This is a genomic window from Salinimicrobium sp. 3283s (assembly GCF_039602225.1).
Taxonomy (GTDB): domain Bacteria; phylum Bacteroidota; class Bacteroidia; order Flavobacteriales; family Flavobacteriaceae; genus Salinimicrobium; species Salinimicrobium profundisediminis.
Genome location: NZ_CP143631.1, coordinates 2,433,232 through 2,455,839 on the forward strand (window position 1 = coordinate 2,433,232; position 22,608 = coordinate 2,455,839).

The 22,608-nt window shown below is 43.7% G+C and carries 17 protein-coding genes; 3 read left to right on the forward strand and 14 right to left on the reverse strand.

The features are described 5' to 3' along the window. Positions 1-61 precede the first annotated feature (61 nt). From VS868_RS10870 to VS868_RS10900, 7 genes are all read right to left on the reverse strand, one after another. Positions 62-856: a DUF1206 domain-containing protein gene (locus VS868_RS10870; RefSeq protein WP_345597406.1), complete on the reverse strand. Its 795-nt coding sequence runs from the start codon at positions 854-856 to the stop codon at positions 62-64. A 113-nt stretch (positions 857-969) separates the two neighbouring features. Beyond that, the gene (locus VS868_RS10875) at positions 970-1,431 is read right to left on the reverse strand and encodes an ankyrin repeat domain-containing protein (protein ID WP_266067853.1); all 462 of its coding nucleotides are present in this window, start codon (positions 1,429-1,431) and stop codon (positions 970-972) included. Positions 1,432-1,591: 160 nt separating this feature from the next. After that, on the reverse strand, positions 1,592-3,370 hold the full coding sequence (locus VS868_RS10880; protein ID WP_345597409.1) for a von Willebrand factor type A domain-containing protein: 1,779 nt from the start codon (positions 3,368-3,370) through the stop codon (positions 1,592-1,594). A 127-nt stretch (positions 3,371-3,497) separates the two neighbouring features. Further along, the gene (locus tag VS868_RS10885) at positions 3,498-5,204 is read right to left on the reverse strand and encodes a mechanosensitive ion channel family protein (protein WP_266067851.1); all 1,707 of its coding nucleotides are present in this window, start codon (positions 5,202-5,204) and stop codon (positions 3,498-3,500) included. Positions 5,205-5,466: 262 nt separating this feature from the next. Then, positions 5,467-8,592 carry an efflux RND transporter permease subunit gene (locus VS868_RS10890; protein WP_345597412.1) on the reverse strand — a complete coding sequence of 1,042 codons (3,126 nt, stop codon included), beginning with the start codon at positions 8,590-8,592 and terminating at the stop codon, positions 5,467-5,469. Next, positions 8,592-9,797: an efflux RND transporter periplasmic adaptor subunit gene (locus tag VS868_RS10895; RefSeq protein ID WP_345597414.1), complete on the reverse strand. Its 1,206-nt coding sequence runs from the start codon at positions 9,795-9,797 to the stop codon at positions 8,592-8,594. The genes VS868_RS10890 and VS868_RS10895 overlap by 1 nt, the downstream gene beginning before the upstream one ends. A gap of 9 nt (positions 9,798-9,806) precedes the next feature. Then, entirely contained in the window at positions 9,807-11,162 is a 1,356-nt protein-coding gene (locus VS868_RS10900) for an efflux transporter outer membrane subunit (RefSeq protein WP_345599830.1), read from the reverse strand. Positions 11,163-11,540: 378 nt separating this feature from the next. Between VS868_RS10900 and VS868_RS10905 the strand changes: the two genes are divergently transcribed. After that, entirely contained in the window at positions 11,541-12,374 is an 834-nt protein-coding gene (locus VS868_RS10905) for a patatin-like phospholipase family protein (RefSeq protein ID WP_266067848.1), read from the forward strand. 161 nt (positions 12,375-12,535) lie between these two features. Here the strand turns inward: VS868_RS10905 and VS868_RS10910 are convergent, their stop codons facing one another. Together VS868_RS10910 and VS868_RS10915 are read right to left on the reverse strand one after the other, a co-directional pair. Further along, positions 12,536-13,081, reverse strand: coding sequence for a lipid-binding SYLF domain-containing protein (locus VS868_RS10910; protein WP_266067847.1), 546 nt, complete (start codon positions 13,079-13,081; stop codon positions 12,536-12,538). A 162-nt stretch (positions 13,082-13,243) separates the two neighbouring features. After that, positions 13,244-14,335, reverse strand: coding sequence for a glycosyl hydrolase 53 family protein (locus VS868_RS10915; protein WP_345597417.1), 1,092 nt, complete (start codon positions 14,333-14,335; stop codon positions 13,244-13,246). Positions 14,336-14,758: 423 nt separating this feature from the next. On the opposite strand from VS868_RS10915, the gene VS868_RS10920 reads away from it, so the two are divergent. Next, the gene (locus VS868_RS10920) at positions 14,759-15,517 is read left to right on the forward strand and encodes a hypothetical protein (RefSeq protein ID WP_266067845.1); all 759 of its coding nucleotides are present in this window, start codon (positions 14,759-14,761) and stop codon (positions 15,515-15,517) included. 16 nt (positions 15,518-15,533) lie between these two features. On the opposite strand, the gene VS868_RS10925 is transcribed toward VS868_RS10920, so the two are convergent. Continuing rightward, on the reverse strand, positions 15,534-16,295 hold the full coding sequence (locus tag VS868_RS10925) for a DUF481 domain-containing protein (protein ID WP_266067844.1): 762 nt from the start codon (positions 16,293-16,295) through the stop codon (positions 15,534-15,536). Positions 16,296-16,517: 222 nt separating this feature from the next. On the opposite strand from VS868_RS10925, the gene katG reads away from it, so the two are divergent. Then, positions 16,518-18,779, forward strand: a complete 2,262-nt coding sequence (gene katG, locus VS868_RS10930; RefSeq protein WP_266067843.1) for a catalase/peroxidase HPI — start codon at positions 16,518-16,520, stop codon at positions 18,777-18,779. A gap of 85 nt (positions 18,780-18,864) precedes the next feature. Here katG and VS868_RS10935 read toward each other — a convergent pair whose 3' ends face one another. The 4 genes from VS868_RS10935 to VS868_RS10950 all read right to left on the reverse strand — a co-directional run bounded on the left by VS868_RS10935 (position 18,865) and on the right by VS868_RS10950 (position 22,467). Continuing rightward, positions 18,865-19,467, reverse strand: coding sequence for a superoxide dismutase family protein (locus tag VS868_RS10935; RefSeq protein WP_266067842.1), 603 nt, complete (start codon positions 19,465-19,467; stop codon positions 18,865-18,867). Positions 19,468-19,691: 224 nt separating this feature from the next. Then, positions 19,692-20,906 (reverse strand): bifunctional alpha/beta hydrolase/OsmC family protein, encoded by a 1,215-nt coding sequence (locus tag VS868_RS10940; RefSeq protein WP_266067841.1) that lies wholly within the window; start codon positions 20,904-20,906, stop codon positions 19,692-19,694. Between the two features lie 154 nt (positions 20,907-21,060). Continuing rightward, positions 21,061-21,801: a hypothetical protein gene (locus VS868_RS10945; protein WP_345597422.1), complete on the reverse strand. Its 741-nt coding sequence runs from the start codon at positions 21,799-21,801 to the stop codon at positions 21,061-21,063. An 18-nt stretch (positions 21,802-21,819) separates the two neighbouring features. Beyond that, positions 21,820-22,467 carry a hypothetical protein gene (locus VS868_RS10950; protein ID WP_345597424.1) on the reverse strand — a complete coding sequence of 216 codons (648 nt, stop codon included), beginning with the start codon at positions 22,465-22,467 and terminating at the stop codon, positions 21,820-21,822. Between the last annotated feature and the right edge of the window lie 141 nt (positions 22,468-22,608).

Genomic DNA, 22,608 nt, shown 5'->3' on the forward strand with positions numbered 1-22,608 from the left:
ATTGGTAGGGTAAATATATCACTCAATGGTTATCATTACATATAGGGGAAATCCCCTAATTTTATGCATGAAACCTTCTGTACCTGGCCATGAGGAACATGTAAGCCGCATATGCAACCAGGCCAGCAGCTACCACACCCATTAACCACGGGCCGTAAGCCGAATCCTGAAGGAATGAAAAAGCTTCTTGTGTAGTTTTTATTTCTGAAGGATTGGAATTTACAGCGGCTTTAATTGCAAAGAATCCGATGATTACCAGGATAACACCCCTGGCACTAAGGCCAAATTCAGCAGTTTTTTTGACGGTTTCCCTCTTTTTCTTCTCACTCAAAGATGCCAGTCCTAACTTTTTGTAATAGTCATTCTTATACGCCTTCACGAACTGAAATATTCCGGCAATGATAATTCCTACTCCTACAATACCAATAATCCAAAGTCCGGTCTCACTGGCCAGGAAGGAAGATTTTTGCATGGAACCTGAAGAACCCGAACCTCCACGGCCGGCGCCAAAGGCTTTAAGTGCTGCGAGTACTCCTATTCCCAAATACAGCAGGCCACTGCAAAAGAAACCGATTCGTTTTGCAGTTCCTTTTTTGTCATCGCCTATATTCTCGGGATCTTTTATTGCCTGTACAAATCTCCAGGCGGCATAGCAGGCTAGCCCCAGGGCCATTAGAACAAGCAGAATGTTACCAAAAGTTTGTTTTTCAAGGAATTCAAGAACCTGAAGCTGTCCCGCTTTTTTGCCGCCCATATCAAAAGCAGCTTTAAAGGTTAAAATACCAATAATTCCATACACCACTCCCTTAGCTACAAACCCTGTGCGGGCCATTTTCTTAATCTTTTCGTCTATCATAATTTTAGTTGGTTTCCTTCTAAATTAGAAGAAAATGAGCTCAAAAACAACGAATTATGTAAACTTTAATATTCACGGAGCCGAACGATAGCTGTGTTTTAGCTCATCAACTTTTATTCTTTAAGTAGCGTCATTAGGTTTTGATTTTCTTTCTTTTCGGCATAGGTGTAAGCGAAATTGCCTTGCGCATCCCTCATGGTCTTATCGGCCCCGTTTTGTAATAAAAGTTGAGTAACCTCCAGCTGTTCAAACATAGCTGCGAAAATGAGGGGAGTGGTGCCGCCAGAATTTCGGGCGTTAACATCGGCTCCTTCAGAGATCAACATGCGGGTAATATCCATATTTCCTTTAAAACAAACTCCCATAAGAGCAGTATTGCCGGCGGCGTCGCGGCCATCAACTTCGGCTCCTTTTTCAAGCAGTAGCCGGGTAACTTGGGGTTGGTCAAAATAGGTGGCGAGGATGATAGGAGGAAAGCCCTTTTCATCCCGCAGGTTTACTAAAGCCGGGTCGGCTTCAATTTGACGTTCTAACTCTTTAGTATTTCCTAATCTTATATTGTCCTGAAAACTCATTGTAGTTGTTTATTTATACCTTCTAAAAATGGCATTTTTAAAGGCTTGTTATTTTAAGTGAAATTATAAAGGAAGATAAGCTTTCAGTCCATTTGTTCATTCTCTTTATTAATTAGTACATAAAATGAGTTGATGATGATCTTTATTGATCCTCTCCTTTTCACTCTTCATTCATTGTTTGCCCTGTATTCACTGTTTTTACAAGTCGAATGAATTCTGCACGATAACCTTCAGGATCTTCGCCTCTTCCGGCATCGGCAAGAGAAATTACAAGACTTTCGGGTGCATTATTGGTGAATTCAGATTCCCGGAGCTGCATACCAAAGAGGGCTACAGCCGAAGCAAATTTGAAATCGGCGTCCATAGGTTCGACCTCATCTTTAAGGGATTTGGTAATCAGGATGCTTTTGGAACCTTCAGGTTTTTGATACCTGAATTTCACTGTGAGTAATTCTTCCGAAGAAGATTTTATTTTTCTGTCGCTGTACTTAAGGTCATCAATATCTTTCAGGTATTTACTATTTACCCCTGCCGGAATGATTTCATAAAGTGCAGTAACCGTGTGGCCGCTGCCCAGTTCGCCGGCATCTTTTTTATCGTCGTTAAAATCTTCGTTATTGAGCAGCCTGTTCTCATATCCGATTAGGCGATAAGCCTGGACTTTCGCGGGGTTGAACTCTACCTGTATCTTTACATCTTTGGCAATAGTATAAATGGTGCCGCCAAATTCTGTTCCCAGCACTCTTTTAGCTTCCTGCATGGTGTCTATGTAAGCGTGATTGCCATTGCCTTTTTGCGCAAGAGTTTCCAGTTTTGAATCCTGATAGTTCCCCATTCCAAAACCAAGAGCGGTTAAGAAAATTCCGGTATCCCTTTTTTCTTCGATAAGGTCTCCCATGGCGCGGTCGCTGCTGGCGCCAACGTTAAAATCTCCATCGGTAGCCAGGATCACGCGATTGTTTCCATTTTCAATAAAATTTTCCTGTGCAATTTTATAGGCTAATTCAATGCCTTCTCCACCTGCAGTTGAACCCCCGGCCGATAAATTATCTATAGCCTCAAAAATGGCTTTTTTGTCACTTCCTTTTGTTGAGGGTAATACCACACCGGCTGCACCTGCGTAAACTACTATGGCAACTTTATCTTCTTCCCTTAATTGAGCGGTTAAAAGCTTAAAAGCCGATTTTAAAAGCGGAAGTTTATTTTGGGAATTCATTGATCCCGATACATCTAAGAGAAATACCAGGTTTGATGCAGGCACATCATCTAATGGGATGGTTTTGCCCTGTAGCGCTATTTTTACCAGTCGGGTGTCACTATTCCAGGGAGTTTCTGCTACAGCCGTATGTATGGCAAAAGGATGCTCTCCGGCAGGTTGTGCGTAATCGTAATTAAAATAGTTAAGCATTTCCTCAATTTTCACTGCATCTTTGTGAACTTTCTGGCCATTATTGATCATTCTACGCACGTTGCTGTAAGAAGCTTTATCTACATCTATTGAAAAGGTGGAGAGGGGAGTGGTGTTTGTACTTTTGAAGATATTTTCTTCAATCTGGTTATAAGATTCCCGCTGTGGCGGAAGGTGGGTGGCTACCCCGCGAATCCTTAACTGTGAGTTCTGGATGCCTGTTACTACTATTTGCTCCTCGAGGGCTGTAAAATCGGGTTTCAGGGCAACATCTATTACTTTTTTGTCACCCACTTTTATTTTTGCGGTTTTATACCCAATATAGCTAAAGACCAGTTTATCACCTTCTTCGGCTTTAATAGTGTATTTACCATCAAAGTTTGTTTGGGTCACAGTGTTAGTGCCTTCTACAGTGATATTAACACCCGGGAGCGGGCGATTGTTCTCATCTGTTACCGTTCCGGAAATTACTTCGGCTTCAACAGAAATATTCAATAATGTGGAGACAAAGAGTAGTAAAATGATATTCATTTGGTTAAAATTTAAGTGGATAATAGAAGATATTTAAATTTTAACAAATATTAGGCCACTGCTGCACAATCTGAAAATTAATGCAGGGGTCTCTGAAAATTACTTCTGAAAAAGCCTTTTTTGGAAACTATAGCCCCGGAATGGTGCCGGTGCCTTTATTTCTTTGTTCAGCTGAGCCTTCGGGAGGGTACGGGATCTTGTCTTCGATCTCTTTAATATGTTCAGGATCAAATTTTGGAAGCTGTAAGTCTCCCTTCTCTTTCCATTGGCGCACCTTATCTTCAGCCGATTTGGATTTTTCTTTTGAAAGCCCTGTATCTTTTCCAAAGTAAATAGTCTGAGATGGGAAGGCAAAGCCAGTACCGCTTTCGTTTACCACATCCATAATGCGTAGCAGGAGGTCTTCCTTAACTTCCAGAAATTCATCAAAGGTAGACACCTTTACATAAGTGAAAATCTCAAGATTTATGGAGTCGGCTCCCAGAGTTGTAAATCTTACCCTGGCAGGATCGGAAGTGACCATGGGGTGAGCGTAAAGAATAGACCTGAGCTCTACAAGAAGATACCGAATTTGATCGGGTGTGGTTTCGTATCGCAGGCCTATAGTGGGATGAAACCAAAACCGGTCTCTATGAGCATAGTTTTCAATTTTACTCGAAGAGAACTCTCCATTGGGAATGGTAATAAGAGTGCGATCCAGCGTTCTTATCCTGGTAGAGCGCATTCCAATTTTCTCTACAGTTCCCAAAGTATCACCTACCTTACAAAAATCTCCTACGCGTATAGGCTGGTCTGTAATAAGGGTCACACTGCCCACAAAATTTTCTATGGTCTTTTGTGCCCCCAGTGCAAGGGCTAAACCACCTATTCCCAGTGCTGCCAGTCCTGTGGTAATATCTACTCCTATAGCACCAAGAATGGCGATAATCCCAAAGATTACAATAGCAATTTTTGCAGCTCTTTTCAGAAAAAGTGCAACAGAGACTCCCGATAAATTTCCGCGGGAGCTCATTTTATTTGTACTGAATGTTCCCAGAAATTCTGATAAGCGCCATAAAAGGATAAGAAAAGCCAGCAGGCCAATTACAATGGTTATTCCGCTAAACCGCTGCCGCAGAATTATTGAAATGCCTATTTCTGTAGAGAGCATTACGAAGAGCCATACTGCCAGGTAAAGCTTGACTGGCAGTGCAAAGGCTTTTAGTACACCTGCAGTAGGTTCGGTACGGGCTCTTTTCCATACCAGCGGAATGATGTATAAAAAGAAATGGGTAAGCAGCCAGGCTACTGCATAAGAGAAAGCTGCGAGCAAAATTATAGCGAGCCACTGGCCTACGGTCGCTCCCCAGAGTTCGTAGCGCTCCAGGATGTCGGGCATGATTCGGTTAAGTAGCAGTACGTTTTCATCAAGTGCAGAGAGTTCTTCGATGTATTGGATCGTTTGGTCTGAAAAAAGCCATAGCGGACCTCCTTCCGGGCCTTCTACCTTTTCAAGCAGGAGATCAAAATCTTCCCTGGAAGAGTCAATGGTTCCCACGCGTTCAAGGTGATTGGGTAAATCATCGTCTGTTCTTCCTTCCACACTTCTGCTAATCCATGAGTACGGCATGATTTGCCCACCCTGATTCAATAAGATCTCCAGATGCTGGGCCAGTTCGGCACTTCGGGCATCTTCGGCTTCTCCTTCGCCTACTTTAAAATATTCTCCTGCCTTTTCGTAATTTTTTTCGGCTACGGCCGAGATAAATCCGGCAATACTACCTCGTGGGGTGCGACGTTCAAGAGCGTCATCGGGCCATTGCGGCTCTGCCGGTTCTTCTGTTTCAGATTGCATGCCGGGGATTTGGGCATGCATCGTAGCGGGCCAAAACTGAAGGCTCAAGATTAAACTGAAGAGAATGAAGTAGTTCGTTTTAAAAATAGGATTTTGGAAGCGTATTCTAGTCATCTTGTCCGGCTGAAGGTTCTGCTGTATTGGGTGCCAAAAATGGCATTTTTGAGATCTGTTATTCTGTTTCAATAGTGTAGACCTAAAGATAAGAAAATTCAGGCGAGCTGTTAAGGCTGTTAAGGAAGCTTTTAGATTTACAGGCATTTCAGGTATTTTCCGAAGAAATATTCCGCTCTACGGTACGCCGATGTTTCATATATAATTTGGCATCCTCTAAGATTAGATAAAGGCAGGGGACGATCAACAAAATGATGGAAGTGGCAAAAATGATCCCGAACCCAAGAGAAATAGCCATTGGAATTAGGTAATATGCCTGGCTGGATGTCTCCAGGATTATGGGGGTCAAACCTCCAAAGGTGGTGAGTGTTGTAAGTATAATAGGCCTGAAACGCCTGAGCCCCGCCTCGTGAATTGCCTCATAAACCGAACAGTCTTCCCGCTTTTTATTGGCATAGTCTATCATGATCAAGCTGTCATTCACAACGACGCCGGTCAAAGCGATAACCCCCATAAGACTTACCAGTGAAAGGTCGTAACCCAGTAAAATATGCCCAATCACGGCACCTACTATTCCAAACGGGATAGCGGCCATAACGATGAGCGGCTGGGCGTAACTGCTAAAGGCGATAGCCAGAAGTACATAGATAATTAACATAGCCATCGAAAAGGTGCTCCACAGGGAATTTGTAGATTCGCGCATATCGGCCTGGCTACCTTCAAAGGTCCAGGTGAGCCCGGGAAAATCAGCCCTTAGCTGAGGTAGCACCTCATTCTGGATTGCTGCCAGCACCTGGCCCACTGTGTTGGCCGGCTCCACGTCCATCCCCACACTTACCACGCGCCTGCCATCGCGCCTGTTGATGCTGCTAAAGGCTTCATCCTGTTCAATCCGCACCACGTCCAGCAAAGGTACTTCTACGCCCTGAGGTGTTCTAATGAGGAAGTTTTCAAGATTTTGGATATCCCGCCTTTCTTCTAAAGGTAATTTTACGCGCACTTCTATTTCATTGGTAGTTCGCATTTGCCTCATAGCAAGCGCACCGTAGAAAGCATCTCTTACCTGCCGCCCCACTTCGTTGGAGGTGAGGCCAAGATTACGGCCTTCGGGAAGGAGTTTAAAATCAAACTGCTGCTTTCCTTTATTGTAGTTGTCACTAATGTCCCGTGTGTTTTCAAAAGCTTCAAGTCTTTCAGAAAAAGCTGTACTGGCTTTTTCCAGCACATCAATGCTGGTATGGCTAAGATCAACGCTTATGGCCTGTTGGTAACCTCCGGGACCTCTTTCGGCTTCAAAAGTTATTTGATCTACCCCTTCTATCTCTCCAATATTGTCCCGCCAAAGGGCAATCACTTCTTTCGCAGTGGTAGTGCGTTCATCAGGCGGTTTCATTACAATCTCAACATCTATAAAATTCTGCCCCCTTACATTAGTTTTTACGCCTTCGGCTACTTCATAGAGATCATATTCTTCAAACATTTCGAAGGTAGAATTGGTGATCTGTTCTGCTACTTTTGCTGCTTGTTGGGTAGTGGTGCCTTCCGGAAGGCGTACTCCGGCTTCAATCTCGTCTGCGGCTACTTCAGGCATCATGATCATACCCATGTGATCGCTGTAGCCATATCCTCCAACCATGATCAAGAGTGCAATGGCAGCTGTGAGTGTGATATAACGGTATTCTAGAGACTTGTCCAGAAGAGGGCGGTAATAATTTGGTACAAACCTGTCAAAGGCATTGGCAAATTTTTGCTGCAGGTTTTCAAGTTTTAAGGCCCAGCCTTTAGGTTTCTTCTCTTTTAAATGGCCAAGATGGGAGGGAAGAATGAAAAGTGCCTCAAGCAGGGAGACGGCGAGGATCACGATCACAACTACCGGAAGCGGCCACCAGAATTTACCTGTTTCCCCCGGCATGAGCAGTAAAGGAACGAAAGCAATAATGGTTGTGGCTATACTGAAAACCACCGGGCGGGAGACATCTTTGGTCCCGGCTATTGCTGCATTTATGGGGCTAAGACCTTTCTTACGGTATTCATAAACGTTCTCACCCACAACAATGGCATCATCGACCACTATTCCCAGTACCACCAGGAACCCGAACATGGAGATCATGTTGATGCTTACCCCCACAAGTGGAAGAAAAATAATCCCACCAATAAAAGAAATAGACATTCCCATCATTACCCAAAAGGCGAGACGGTACTCCAGGAAAAGCGTAAGGATGATAAGCACAATCCCTATTGCCATAAGACCATTTTCTGTGAGCAGGGAGAGGCGTTCATTATAATCTTCTGCACGATTGCTGTCAATGCGGTATTTCACTCCGGGCGGGAGGCGATATTCTTCAAGGATCGTATATACCTCGTCGGCAATGTCAAGAGGAGATTGATCGCCTACCCGGTAAATGCTCAGGCTTACTGCCGGTTCCCTGTTAAACTGGCCATGGAACCCGGTTTCCTCAAAACCATCTGTTACTGTAGCGATCTCCCCCAGGGTCACCTTTGCGCCCGAATCGGAATTTATTATCGCAATTTTTCTGAATTCGTCTGCCCATTGCTTTCTTTCCTTCATCCTGAGCAGGATCTCACCTGTAGCGGTCTCCACAGCTCCCGCCGGAACATCTTCGCTTGATTCGGCTACAATTTGTGCTACCTGATCTAATGTAAGGTTGTACTTACGCAGATTATTCCGCGGAATTTCGATATGAGTAAAATAGTCGGGCACATTTCCCAGTTCTACCTGAGTGATATTAGGGTTACTCAGCAGGATGTTACGCAGTTGTTCCCCCAGCTGCCGCAGCGTCCAGATGTCTACCTGTCCATAAAGGCTGATCTCCATCACGTCCTGTTGTTGCAGCTGCAGGCTAACCTGGGGCTGTTCAATATCATCTGGGAAGGTGCGTATGCGGCTTACCGCCTGGTCTATATCCTGAAAGACCTTCATGCGATCACTGCCGGCTATAAGTTCAATTTCCACCTGACCCGAACCTTCCCTGGCAGTGGAGACGATCTCTTTTATTCCCTGTATTCCGCGAATGGCCTCTTCCACCGGTAGCAGGATTCCCTGTTCAACTTCGGCAGGAGCAGCACCGGGATATTGTACGTTCACATTTACATAATCGAGCTGAAACTGCGGAAAAACCTCCTTCTGAATTTGCAACATGGTCCAAATCCCGCCTGCTATAAGAAGAACCATCATCAAATTGGCGGCAATAGAGTTGCGCGCCATATAAGCAATGACTCCTTCCTTGCGGGTATTTGACTCTTTTGCGCCCATTAATTTAAACTGTCATTTTGGGTTGGGTTGTTGTGGGAAGCTGAATCTCTTTCGGTGCGCACAGCTACTCCTTCGGCTACTGTACTTAAATTGGTGGTGATCACTTTTTCTCCGCCCTCCAGCCCTTTACTTATATAAACATATTGATTATCGGTTAAAAGAACTTCAACTTCCTTTATTGAGAGTTTTCCATCTTCCATAACCCATACCTTATTGTTCTCACGCAGATAATCTCTGTTAAGCCGCACTACGTTTGTAATTTCGTTTGCTTCCACCAGGGATTCCACAAAAGTGCCTATAATGAGTTCCGGTTTTCCTTTGGCGGTAGTTTGTGCAAGTGGATCGGGAACTTCCACAAGAACTCTCGCCATTCGGGTTTGGTTATCAAGTGCGCCCACCTGACTGTCAAGATAGCCTGTTCTAAAGGTGTTCGGTGGCCATGCAGCGGTGTTCCTTATGCGCACTGAAGAGCCTTTCTCATTTTCTGAATCAGGAAATCGCAACCATCTTAAGCGGGAGACCGGCATACTTAAGATTACCCTGTATTTTTCTGTGCCCACAAGGCGACCAAGATCTTCCCCCGGAGCCACCTGCGAACCGGTGGTCACATTCTGTGTAATAATATGTGCATCAAAAGGAGCGCGGATGGTACTGCGGGCAAGATCGAGTTTTGCCTGATCTACTGCTGCCTGTGCAGCTTTTATCCTTGCCTTTACAGCGTTGAGCTGAGGTTGGCGCAACACCAGAGACCGCTCCTGTGGCGTAAGGGTTTGGTTACCTACCAGGTCAAGGTCCTGCTGGGCCACTTCCTGCCTTCCCATTTCAACATCAAGTTCTGTTTGTGCCTGGAGTAACTCGCTTTGCCGTAACTCAAGCTGATTCCGATAATCTGCAGGGTCAATTTGTAGCAGCAGTTCCCCCTTTTTTACCGTTCGGCCCGGTACAAATGCAGGGGAGCGGCGCACCACCTCACCGCCCACCCGGGCACTAATAATCACATCTTCTACCGGCTCTACTGTGCCCGTAGCGACCAGCGAGGGGGAAAAATTACCAGCTTCGGCACAGGTAACGCTTACCAGCATTGCCATTTCTCGGGTGGCTCCTTCTCTTTGAGCTGTGGGTTCGCTCATAAATATAAAGGCGGTCACGGCTATGGCCAGGACTACGATGCCTGCGCAAATAAGAACGATCTTTTTGGTGCTCATAAACTTTATTTAAAGGTCGGTTTCTTGTGGATTTTCAAAGGCTCCTGCCAAAGCCCTGTATAGTCCTATACGTATTTCAAGTAGCTCCTGCTCTCCTTCAAGCATTTCTCTTTCTAATTGTTGTTGTTCATCAAGTGCAAGTAGTACATCAAGATACGGACTTAATCCATTCAAAAACTCTATTCTTAACTGCCCCGAAGTTTTAGTAGACAGTTCAAGCCTTCGCTCGAGTACCTCCAGTCTTTCTCTTTGCTTCTTTTCCCGAAGCAGCGCATTTTCTACTTCTTCAAAAGCGATAAGAACAGCCTGACCATATTCATAGAGTAGCTGATTTTTTACCGCTTCTGCACGGTCTACTTCGGCCGATAATCTTCCGCCATAGATAAGTGGAGCCAGGAGGTTTCCTGCCAGGCTGTAGGTCCAGTTCTCAAAAATGTTGCCTACATCCTCAGCCCGAAAACTGCCACTGGCATCAAGAGAGATCACCGGGAATTTGCTTCTTACGGCAAAAGCCATCTCCCTGTCGGCAGACAAAACAAGGTTGTAAGCCTGCTGTAGATCAGGCCGGCGACGGATGAGTTCCAGGGGTAGGCCAGTCTGTGGAAGTGGTGGCAGGGCGGGAAGCATTTCATTTCGGAAATATGTTGCGTTCTGCGGAGGGCGACCCAGCAAAACCAAGAGGCGATTCTCGAGTAATTCGAGATTTGTTTCATAAAGAATTTTTTGATCGCGGGTGCTTTCCAGCAACTGTTCCTGTCGCAGAATGTCTACAGCACGTATCTGGCCACCCGCAAACCGTGCACGAATCAGCTTTACGATATCTTCATTGGTATTTATTTGTTCTTCTACAAGCTCCAGTTGCTTTCGGGCAGTGAGGAGTTGGTACCAGGTATTGGCAATCCCGGCCGAAATGGTCATGGCAGCAGCCCGGTAGTCGTAAAGAAAAGCTTCAGCAGTATACCTTTCAGCCTGTACCCCGGCGCGAACCCGGCCCCATAGATCGAGTTCATAAGAAGCGGCAAGACCGGTTTGTAATTGTAAATCTTCAGAAAAATTTTCACGACCCCTGTCTTTTGCAACTCCTGCAAAGGCATCTATCTGCGGAAAAAGAAAGGATTTTTCCCTTTTTACAACTGCGAGAGAAGCCTGGTATTCCTGCCAGCTTCCAGCAAGTGATAAATTCTCCTGAAGCCCCTGTTGTACAAGGGAATCAAGAACAGGGTCTTCAAAACTGCGCCACCATTCATCTGGCACGGGAACTGTTCCTGAAACTGTAAATGCTTCAGGTTGAGGAATGGGGGCTTCCTGGGGTGCGATCTTAGGCGTGCACGAGGAAAGGAGTAGGAGAAATGAGGAAACAGTTATCTGTACCCAACCCGCGGATAGAGTTTGAAAACAGGCAGGGGAACTATATTTAATAAAGTTGGGCTTCAGTTATTCTTCGTATTTAGGTTAAAATTCCAGTATTAATCTGTGATTTACAGCTTTAAAGAGGAAGAATTCTAAAGTTACAGCTTTTTTATTTGCATACAATAGTTTAGCGAGGTGTCAAAAATGGCATTTTTGGGAGGTGATCTTTTTACTTCTGAAATCTTCCAGGTATTAACTTTTGGATTGAGTTTTAAAGAGCGGTGTCAGGTCTTTATTCCTGAAAGAGAATTTGGCAGGACCTTTTAATTATATCAAAAGAACAATTATCAAAAATAGTATCTTGCAGGCGTTGAACCACCTAAAACATAGCGCTTGAACTTATCGGAAATCTTTCCCTTCAGAAAAAAATACGAGTACAAAGTTGGGATTACCCTTAGCGGCGGTAGTGCCCGCGGTTATGCGCATGTAGGAGTGTTAAAAGCCCTTCACGAACACGGAATTGAACCACAAATCATTTCGGGTACCAGCATGGGTGCGGTTGTGGGGGTACTTTATGCAGCAGGATATTCCCCCGAAAAGATCCAGACCATCCTTACTGAAGAGACTTTCTCAAAAATGACCAATTTCTCCTGGAGGCGAACCGGACTTTACAAGTTGGAAAAAATGAAAGTGGCCCTGGAAAAATATATCCCTGAAGATGATTTTTCAAGCCTGAAAAAGCCATTTTACCTGGCGCTTTCAAACCTCAACAAGGGCTGTGGGGAAATGCGGAGTAGTGGAGCCTTGTTTGACTATATCATAGCCAGTTGCTCTGTTCCCGGTTTTTTTGCGCCTATAGTCCTGGAAGAGGGAAACTATGTGGACGGCGGACTCCTTTGCAATCTTCCTGCCTCGGCTATCAGGGAAAAATGCCGGTATTTGATAGGCTCTCACGTTAATTTTGCCGGCCCAAAAAGTGATTTTTCGGGTCCGCGCAGTATAATGGAGCGAGCCATCAACCTTGGAATCACCCAAAATACCAAACCTGAAATGGAATTGTGCGATGTGGTGATAGATCCTCCAAAAATGCAAAATTATACCCTTCTAGATTTCAGTAAGATTACAGAGATCATTAAAGTGGGATACGATCACACCGTGAAAATGATAGAGAACGGGGAGCTACCTGTAAAGCGGTTACAAACAGCAGCGCTTGACAGTGGCAGCTAATACTCGCTTTATTCAGGAGTAAACTTATTCAAATCATATACTTTTAAACGAAGAAAAGCTGCCTCAAAAACCCTTTTTTTCGCCACGCTCCATTTCTTATTTTGAGATTATGACGTGTAAAGACTTTTGAGGCAGCTTTATATTTCTACTGAAAATATTTCCTACTGTACAGGATTAAATTCAAATCTTTGACCTCCAACCGAAATTCCGGCCATTGCACCTCCTTTAGGAACGGTTACTACGGCTACGCCATCTTTGAAGTTGAGGTCTTCAGAAAAACCTTTATCCAGGATCACTGCAGAAGCATTTGCTTCCAGTTTGTAACTTCCGTCCTTAAATTGTTCCAGGGCTTCATCAGTCTCAAAAAAGAGGACTTCTACAAAAGCTTTTCCTCCCAGTTGCAACCCCACATCTACCTGTTTTAGATCGGCGTAGCCTACAAGATTTCCGTTTTCATAAACTGCCCCGTTCCCCGAAGCTCCTCCAATAATATATGCGCCTTTACCAACGTTAGGGAAAATTGCATAGCCTGCAGCCTCGTCAAAATAACTGGTCATCATTGGAAATTCTCTTTCTATCATGGCTTTTTCCTGCTGGGCATCTGTAACCAGGTCATCACCGGTTTTTTTGGCCGATCCGCAGCTTGCTAAAACAAGTGCAAACAGTACCAGAAGGGTTGTATACAGATTTTTCTTAAGTACTCTCATTACTTTTTAATTTTAAAAGTTAGTATTCACTAATTTAGAGCACTTTCTTCTGAAGTAATGTTAATCTGTTGTTATTTTCATTGTATATCAGGAGGTTAAATATGAAAAAGGCGAATCGTAATAAAAGTTTGGCGTTTTTCTGAAGCATATAGCCTAAACCATTTATTGAAGATTAAAAACTTCCAGTACAGGCAGGGCTTTGTTGTTAAAATCAAATAGGGCCTGATTTTCCCAGGGAGATCCCTGTGTAGATTCTGCACCATTCCAGGCGACGAGTTCGGCACCCCAGTAAGAAAATCCGATGGCTGCGTCAGATCCTTTCAGCATTTGAACAATGGTTTCAAGATATTCTTTTTGTCCCTGTGCCGAAGCGGCATATCCCGGTATCAAATGCTCGTTAAGGCCTACGATGTTGTTGGTCCAGTCATTATAATCGAGGGTAAAAGGATAGGCTGTTTCTGCAATGACTACCTGGCGGTTGTACTTTGAAGCCAGAGAATTTATGCTGTTCTCTAATAGATCGAGGTCTTTGCCGTGCCAGATAGGATAGTAAGAAAGACCAATAATATCATAATCGATGCCTGCAACCTGCCCAAAAAACCAATCGGCATTGTCGAGTCCGGCGAAGTGGACGATGATCTTTGAATCGGGATGGGTCTCTCGCACAGCAGTTACTCCTGCTGCTACAAGCTCCAGAAACTGGTTGGGGTGCTTTGAAATATTTCCTTCCGGAAAAAGAATTCCGGAATTGATCTCGTTTCCTATCTGTATATATTCGGGCTTAATTTCTTCTGAAATCAGGACGGTATAATCATGCACCTGCTTTTTGAGAGCATCAAAAGAAAGATCTTTCCAGGCTTCAGGTTTTGTTTGATTTCCCGGATCAGCCCACGTATTGGAGTAATGTAAGGTGAGCCAGACAGCGAATCCTTTATTCCGAAGGGTTTGGGAAAACAACTTTACTTCTTCAAAACCAGAATGTCCCTGGGCAGGATCAATCCACAATCTAAGCCGCACCGTATTCACTCCAGATGCCTTTAAAATGTCTAAAAAATCCTCTTTTTGACCTGCTGTATTATAAAAAATGGTTCCGGCAGCATTGATTTCGGGAAAAGCCGAAATATCAACCGCCCTTACCGGCAACTCCTCTTCTGAAACGGGAGGTGTGGGTTCCGGACTTTTAGAAGTATCATCATCTTTGCTGCAAGCGGCGATAAATACTAATAATATGGAGAGGAAAAAGAGCTTTTTCATGATGGGAAATTCAGAATATAAAGATAGTATTTTTTGAAGGTCTCCCTGCCCATCAGGCGTCAGTAGAATTATCCTGAAAGCAGATTTTTCCGGAGAAATAAAGCTTAGGAATCACCTTTTTGAAGATTTTACTCGCTATCAAGAGCATTTTTGGCGCAAAAGGTTTCAGATTTTCGAAAACTTCAGGTATTTGATGCACTAAACATGCAATTGCAGTTTTTTAATTGGCTTCGGAAGATGCTTTTCTCGGATTAATTTCCGCAGGAAAAGAGGAGCTAAAAATGCCATTTTTGAAAGGTAACTTTCCGCAGGGATCTTAGAAAATTAAATACTGCTAAAACCGAAAGGGAAAGCTTCAAAACCTGTTGGTATTTTTTTACATCTCAGCCCGTTAATGTAAATTAGGAGGATTAAAACTGCAAAATGGGAACATTGTATTCTAAATTAATACTGGTGTTGGGAATTCTTTTGATCATTCCCCCACTACAGGCACAGGAAACCGAAGTGATGGTAAGGGTGAGGTCTAAAGACGCCAAATTTATTGGAAGCTCGATTGGAGGAGCCAGGATCATTATCAAAAACGCTGAAACCGGGGAGCTGCTGGCAAGTGGCATGACCAGTGGCAGCACCGGAGACACCCGGCTCATTATGCAGCAGCCCCATTCCAGGCATGAACGGCTAACCGACGAAAACACTGCAGGGTTCCTGGCGAAATTGAATCTGGAAGCACCGGTTTTTGTGACCGTTGAAGCTATTGCACCCTACAACAAGAAGCAGGCGCGGGTTACGAGCAGCACCCAGTTGTGGCTGCTGCCCGGCAAAGATATTACCGGAGATGGGCTTGTGCTGGAGGTGCCGGGTTTTGTGGTAGATATACTCTCTCCTCAAACCCATGAGCGGATAAGCAGCGAAAATGTAGAAATTAAAGCAAATGTGGTGATGATGTGTGGTTGCCCCATTACTCCCGGCGGCATTTGGGATGCAGATCAATACGAGATTACTGCCGTGCTAAGCAGTGAAGGCAGAGAAGTGAAAGAGCTGCAGCTTAAGGCAGGGGAGAAGCCCAGTACTTTTTCTACGGAAACTACACTGGAGCCGGGAATGTACGAGCTGCTGATTTATGCTTATGACAGCATGAGTGGCAATACGGGAGTAGACCAGCTGAATTTTATTGTTAAGTAGAAGGAGGCAAGAGCCTTTAAAAACCAATCCCTACCCCAATATTAAGGTCTGAGGTGTATTCTTCGGTCTTCAGTGGAGTTTTACTGTCATAGTAATAGTTATAAAGAGTAAATACCTTTAGCCAGGAAGACAGGGGAACATCAAGCCTGAATTGTTCCAGGATTCGGTAGTCACCCAGTTCTCTGTACAGCGGCTGATAATAAACAGTATTGGCAATAGAAAATTTTTGGGATTTTGGGGTGTACGATAAAGTGAGATATGTGCTGTTACGGTGATTATAATTAGTGGTTCCCGCCTGTTCGCTAAACTCTACTTCATACATATAGCTATTCCCAGCATAGCCCGTGAAACGTTCTTTATCTACCCATTTCCACCGGAGTCCTGCTCCTATAAGGTTTCGTTGTTCTACCACCAGCAACTGGTTGTACTGCCCCTGTAAAAACGATTCTAATCTTAATAGGTCATTCAACTTATAATTAAACCTGCCGTGAAGGAACCAGGCATTTTGCAGGTTTCCCTCTTCGGAATCTATGACCTTATAGTTGCCCAGGAAAAAATAGATCTTCTTTAGGTCTTTCGATTTTAGCTGTGTGCTAAGTGCAGCATCAATTTGATTGACCTGTTCTCCATCATTATTGGTGTGGTTGAAAGAAAAATCGGCGTTGAGGGTAAACCTTATTGAGTCGGTCTGCATGCGTTTGGATTCAATGTTCACCAATTGTGCAGAAAGAATTGCCGGAGTAAGGCTGAAGATAATTAGGAAAAGAGCTCTTGTCATAGTAGACAAATTTATAAACATCTTTGGAACCTAAATAGAAGAATAAGTGAAAGTGTTTTACTATAGCTTCTTAAAATACCATAATTATTTTCTATGGGTAAATTTTTGTCCAATTATCGATTTTTTTGAGTGTGATTATCAATTTTTCCAATGGTTTCATGAAAGCTATAAGGTCAAATTATTGTATTTTTATATTCAAATATTAACTAAAAATCATTAAATATGGCACAGAACGAACACCGTAATTCTCCGGGTACTCACAAAGCCTGGGAAGTGAACGAATCCAGCAGATGTCCTTTCCTTGGGGGGGCGGTAGACAAAACTGCCGGAAGCGGTACTTCAAACCGCGACTGGTGGCCAAATATGTTAAACCTACATATATTAAGACAGCACTCCAATCTTTCCGATCCTATGGATGCGGATTTTGATTATGCCAAAGAATTTAAAAGCCTTGACTTAAAGGCTGTAAAAAAGGACCTGCACGAATTAATGACCGATTCGCAGGACTGGTGGCCGGCCGATTTTGGGCATTACGGCGGACTTTTTATAAGGATGGCCTGGCACAGCGCCGGGACCTATCGTATAAGTGATGGCCGTGGGGGCGCTAGTTCGGGTTCTCAAAGATTTGCACCGCTCAACAGCTGGCCAGATAATGCCAACCTTGATAAAGCCCGTCTTTTACTGTGGCCTATCAAACAAAAATATGGAAGAAAGATCTCCTGGGCCGATCTTATGATCCTTACCGGAAATGTGGCCCTGGAATCTATGGGCTTGGAGCCTTTTGGTTTCGCCGGGGGCCGGGAAGACATCTGGGAATCTGAAGAAGATATTTACTGGGGTTCTGAAGGAGAATGGGTAGGAAATAAAGAACGCTATGCCAAAGACAATAAACTGGAGCAACCTCTTGCAGCTTCTCACATGGGGCTCATCTATGTGAATCCTGAAGGTCCAAACGGAAATCCAGATCCGCTGGGTTCTGCACAGGACATTCGTGAGACCTTTGGCCGTATGGCAATGAACGATTATGAGACCGTAGCACTAATTGCCGGAGGGCATACCTTCGGAAAAACCCACGGGGCAGCCGATCCTGTAGAGCATGTAGGTGCAGAACCTGCAGGTGCAGATATTACTGAAATGGGATTGGGCTGGAAGAATAAATTTGGTACCGGAAATGCCGGAAGCACTATCACAAGTGGGCTTGAAGGAGCATGGTCACAAACTCCTACCAAATGGAGCAATTACTTCTTTGATAACCTCTTTGGTTACGAGTGGGAGTGTTATAGAGGGCCTGGGGGCGCATGGCAATGGAAACCAAAAGACGGGGCTGGAGAGGGAGTGATCCCCGATGCTCACGATCCTAACAAGAAACATGCACCCTTCATGTTAACTTCGGATATTGCTTTACGGGAAGACCCTGAGTATTACAAGATCTCGAAACATTTCCATGAAAACCCGAAGGAGTTCGCAGATGCTTTTGCCAGAGCCTGGTATAAATTGACGCACCGCGATATGGGACCTCTTTCAAGGTATCTTGGTCCTGAAGTACCTTCTGAAGAACTAATTTGGCAGGATCCGCTTCCAAAAGTAGATCACGAATTGATAGACCGTGAAGATATTGCTGAACTGGAGAAAAAGATCTTCGCTTCAGGATTAACTATATCTCAATTGGTTTCGACTGCCTGGGCATCGGCTTCTACGTTTAGAAATTCTGATAAGCGTGGGGGAGCCAATGGAGCCCGTGTTCGTCTTGCACCACAAAGACACTGGGAAGTTAATAATCCGCCGCAGCTTCAGGAAGTGTTGAATAAACTTGAAGAAATTCAGAAGCAATTCAATGAAGCTCAAAAAGGGAATAAAAAGATATCCCTTGCAGATCTTATCGTTCTTGCCGGAAATCTTGCTGTGAAAAAGGCAGCTAAAGAGGCAGGTTATGATGTGGGTGTTCCTTTTGCACCGGGTAGAACCGATGCTTTAGAAGAGCAGACAGATGCTGAAGCTTTTGAACCACTTGAGCCAAGAGCAGATGGTTTCAGAAATTATGTGAAGCAAAGTGAATATATTTCAACTTCGGCTGAAGAAATGCTGGTAGATAAGGCACAATTGCTTGCTCTTACTCCGCCAGAAATGACTGTGCTGGTAGGAGGAATGCGAGTACTGGGGGCTAATTATGACGGGTCACAGCACGGTGTTTATACCAAACGTCCCGGGCAGCTTACCAACGACTTTTTTGTGAACTTACTTGACATGACCACTACCTGGGCAGCCAAAGATGATTCTCAAAAAGTATTTGAAGGTCGCGACCGTAAGACTAAAGAAGTGAAATGGACGGGAACCCGTGTAGATCTTATCTTTGGATCTAACTCTGAACTTCGCGCCCTGGCCGAAGTTTATGCACAGAATGACTCAAAAGAGAAATTCGTAAAAGACTTTGTAAAAGCCTGGGATAAGGTAATGAGTCTTGATCGCTTTGATCTTAAAGATTGATAGAAGTTTAAGTGTTGATTTAATGCAAAGAGGCTGTCTTAAAATGGTTTAAGACAGCCTCTTATTTTTTTAGAATAAAAAAGATCTACATTTTGATCTCTGCGCAACCTATTCTGGTACCGGCATTTCCGCTGGGCTGTGAAGTATAATCATCTACTCCCGCGTGAACGATAACGGCTTTGTTCAAGATATTCTTTTTCTCATCATCACATCCTATACACCATTCATCTGTAGTGAAAGTTACACTACCTTCTCCATTAGAGTTTACATCAAAATTTCCGATATCACCACGGTGATATCCTCCTGCATCACCCCATTCTCCATGATCTTCAAATGTAGGATTCCAGTGACCTCCTGCAGAGGTACCATCTTCGGCAGAACAATCGGCGTTTTCGTGAAGGTGAATTGCGTGCATTCCTTCTTCAAGACCTGTAAGTTCGGCGGTCATAGTCACCTCGTCGTTTTCCTGAACAAAAGTGATGGTTCCCGAAACATTACTGCCGCTTCTTGGCTCCATTTGTAGTGTTAACTCATCCTGTACATAGGTATCACCAGGTCCTGCCTCTTCTTCTTGTTGAGTGAGGTTGGTGTGCTCATCAACACGTTCATCAGCGGTTTGATTCTCGTTTTTGCAACTGGTGAGCACTAAAGCTGCTGCCAAAACTGCAGATATTCCTATACGTTTCATATTAGTTAGTTTAAGTTAGTAACAATCGACTAAAATAGAATATGGACAATGGACAGCCAAAAATTTAAGGAGAGCTTAACACTGCGAGCAGTAAAGCTTCCCTCCCGAAATCTATTGCTCTTTCATAGAAAAACAGATTTCCCGAGGTCTCAAAACGCCTGTATTTCCTGAACTAAATTCTGATTTTCCTTTATGCCCACATTTCAGAATACATCTCCCTGATGTTATATTTTTCTAAGATGGGTGGTAATATTTACTTTATTGGAAAGGCTTCGGTGGACCGGACATTTATCGGCTATTTCCAGTAATTTTTGTTGCTGCTGTTCATCAAGGTTACCTTCAAGAACAATTTCCCTCTCAAAAATGTCAATTTTAGCCGTGTTTCTTTCACAGTTTTCACAATCTTCAGCATGAGTTTTCTTGTGGTCTACATGAGTTTCTACATTAACCAGAGGCCATTTTTTGCGACTGGCATACATTTGGATGGTCATAGAAGTACAGGAAGCAAGACCTGCTGAAAGGAGTTGATAGGGAGAAGGGCCAAAATCTTCTCCTCCAAAAGATTTAGGTTCATCGGCAGTGAAATAGTGCCTTCCTGCTCTCATTTGAGTGGTAAAACCTTCCTTGCCAAGGTTGGCTACTACCTGGTGGTCGGTTTTTAGCTCTTTATCTTCAGGGATTTCCAGGTATCGTGAGGCCCAGGAGGCAATTACATCTCCCGCATATTTTGAATCTTCATTATTGGTAAGTAAATGATCTGCACCGTCTAAAGAAAGAAAACTTTTAGGGTGCTTTACACTTTTGTAAAGGGTTTCGGCATTGCTGATATTAACCACCGTGTCTTGAGGAGAATGCATGATCAAAAAGGCCTTTTTGAGATCGCGGGCAAAATGACTGAGGTCATGGGTATTAATATCTTCAAGAAAATTTTTCTTAATCGTAAAGTTTCTGCCGCCTACGTTGACTTCGGCCACACCATTCTTCTCTATCTCATCAAGATTTGATCTCAGCAAATGTTTTACATGTACGGGAGAAGACGGAGCGCCGATAGTAACTACACTTTTCACAGAAGGCAATTTGTTGGCAGCAAAGATCGCTGCTGCCCCGCCAAGGGAATGACCTATAAGCATCTCGGGGGCTGCATATTCTGAAGCAAGAAAATCGGCAGCTGCCAGTAGATCTTCCACGTTTCCTGAAAATGTAGTATTTGCAAATTCGCCATCACTTTCACCAAGACCCGAAAAATCAAAACGCAGTACCCCGTAACCTTTAGCCGATAAAGCCCTGGCAATATTCTTTACCGCAAAGAAATTCTTATTGCAGGTAAAACAATGGGCAAATAGCACATAGCTGTGAGGGTGCGTGTTTAAAGGAAGTTCCAGATAACCTGAAAGCTCCAGACCGTCAGAATTGGTGAAGCTTATCTTTTTGTAGTTCATAGGTAAAAAATCAAATTAAAAAAAGGCTTTTAAAAAGCGGTTCAGGATTCCATTTGTACACTGGAGATCCCATAAAGGTTTCTCGAGATTCTTTAAGATATGGAATACTTATAACTTTTTAAAAGCCCCTGGTCTTTCTTACAGATCCTGTTTACTATCTGCGATACTTGGTTCTATCAAATTCTCCTCTGTCATAGAAAGAGTCGTCTTCAGGAATTGTTCCGCTGGAGCGGCGATCGGAGTATTTTCCGCTTTCATTGCCTGTAAGGGCATCACGGTCGCGGTCTACGCTTCTGCTATCACTATCAGCAATACTTCCGCTTCTACCGGCTATTTTTCCTTCTCCGTGATGATCTTTATCGCGATCTCCTTCTCTCATTCTTCTTCTTTCCTCATCCAGATCATTATTGCGATCTACAGTTCTGTCATTGTCACGATCATAGTTGTCATCCCTGTTATAAGATTCTAAGACAACTATTTCATAATCACGGTCAATGTCATAACCTTTTTCATACCTCTTGGTCTCTGCAAAAGTGCGGTGGTCAATTTTGTCTGTATATACAAACTTGTCATCCACGTTTAATCTTGCAAGCCCTATAGGCAGGATGAGGTGATTTTCACCTTCCTTGTTTATGAACTCATGAACATTGCCAGATGCCGGTTTCCCGTAAGGATCGTGGTCAGCTTCAATAATGGTTTTATCCACTTCAACGTCCAGATACACTACTCTCCTTTTTTCTTTGCTTACCAGGAGGTTGTCTACCTTTCCTACCACTCTGTTGTCCACATCTTTGACGGGCCAACCCCTTACATCGGGATCGTCACTATCCACTTTAAAATCGGAAAGTTCGTTGAGGTAATATAAATGCTTTTTATTTTCTTTTCTATCTGTCATAATCTCTCTTTTTTATTTTTAGCTCATTTTTCTTAAAACATCACCTGCCTCATCAAAGAACTCCTTGACCTGGTCTTTCTGTTCCAGGGTTGGGGTAGAGGTATTGATGTCTTGTGCTGCAGTTTTTACTTCATTAACATCGTCGGAAAGATTTGGATATTTTTCCTTTTGCATCTTTTCGATAATGTTTGCCAGTTTAGTTCCGGCTGTTTTTATCTTGTCTGCGTGGGTCAATGCCATAGGATCTTGCTGTATTTGTTGAGCATCTTGTTTTACAGCCTGCATGTCGGCACTAATGTCATAATTCATTTCATCAGCTTTTGCCTGTACTGCATTCATAAGGTGAATGATAGCCTTATTGGTGTATTCATGGTCTATACCCATTTTGCTTTCATCTCCAATGTAAGCCAGGTAACCAGATACTCCTCCTGTTCCGGAAAGTGTGTCCCCGGTATTTTCCCATCCTGTGGTGTCGGTTTGGTCATCCCAGGTGGTGGTTTCAGCATCTTCCTCCCAGGTGGTTTCTTCTACCTGTTCGGTTTGTACATCATCCATGTCGTTGTCGTCATCGGCAAATACTAAAAAGTATAAGATTGCCAGGATAACAAGAACCAGGATGATCCAGGGCCAAATTGGTTTTTTCTTTTCGATCTTGATCTCTGCCATAATTCTTCTTTTTTTATTAGTTAGATTGATCTCTAAATTACTGATTTTGAAAGCCATTTTAATTAATGGCAGCCTAAAGTATTGTTAATTAAGCATTAAAAGAGCAAATTAATTGCATTAATGCCAGTGTAGAAGAAGATA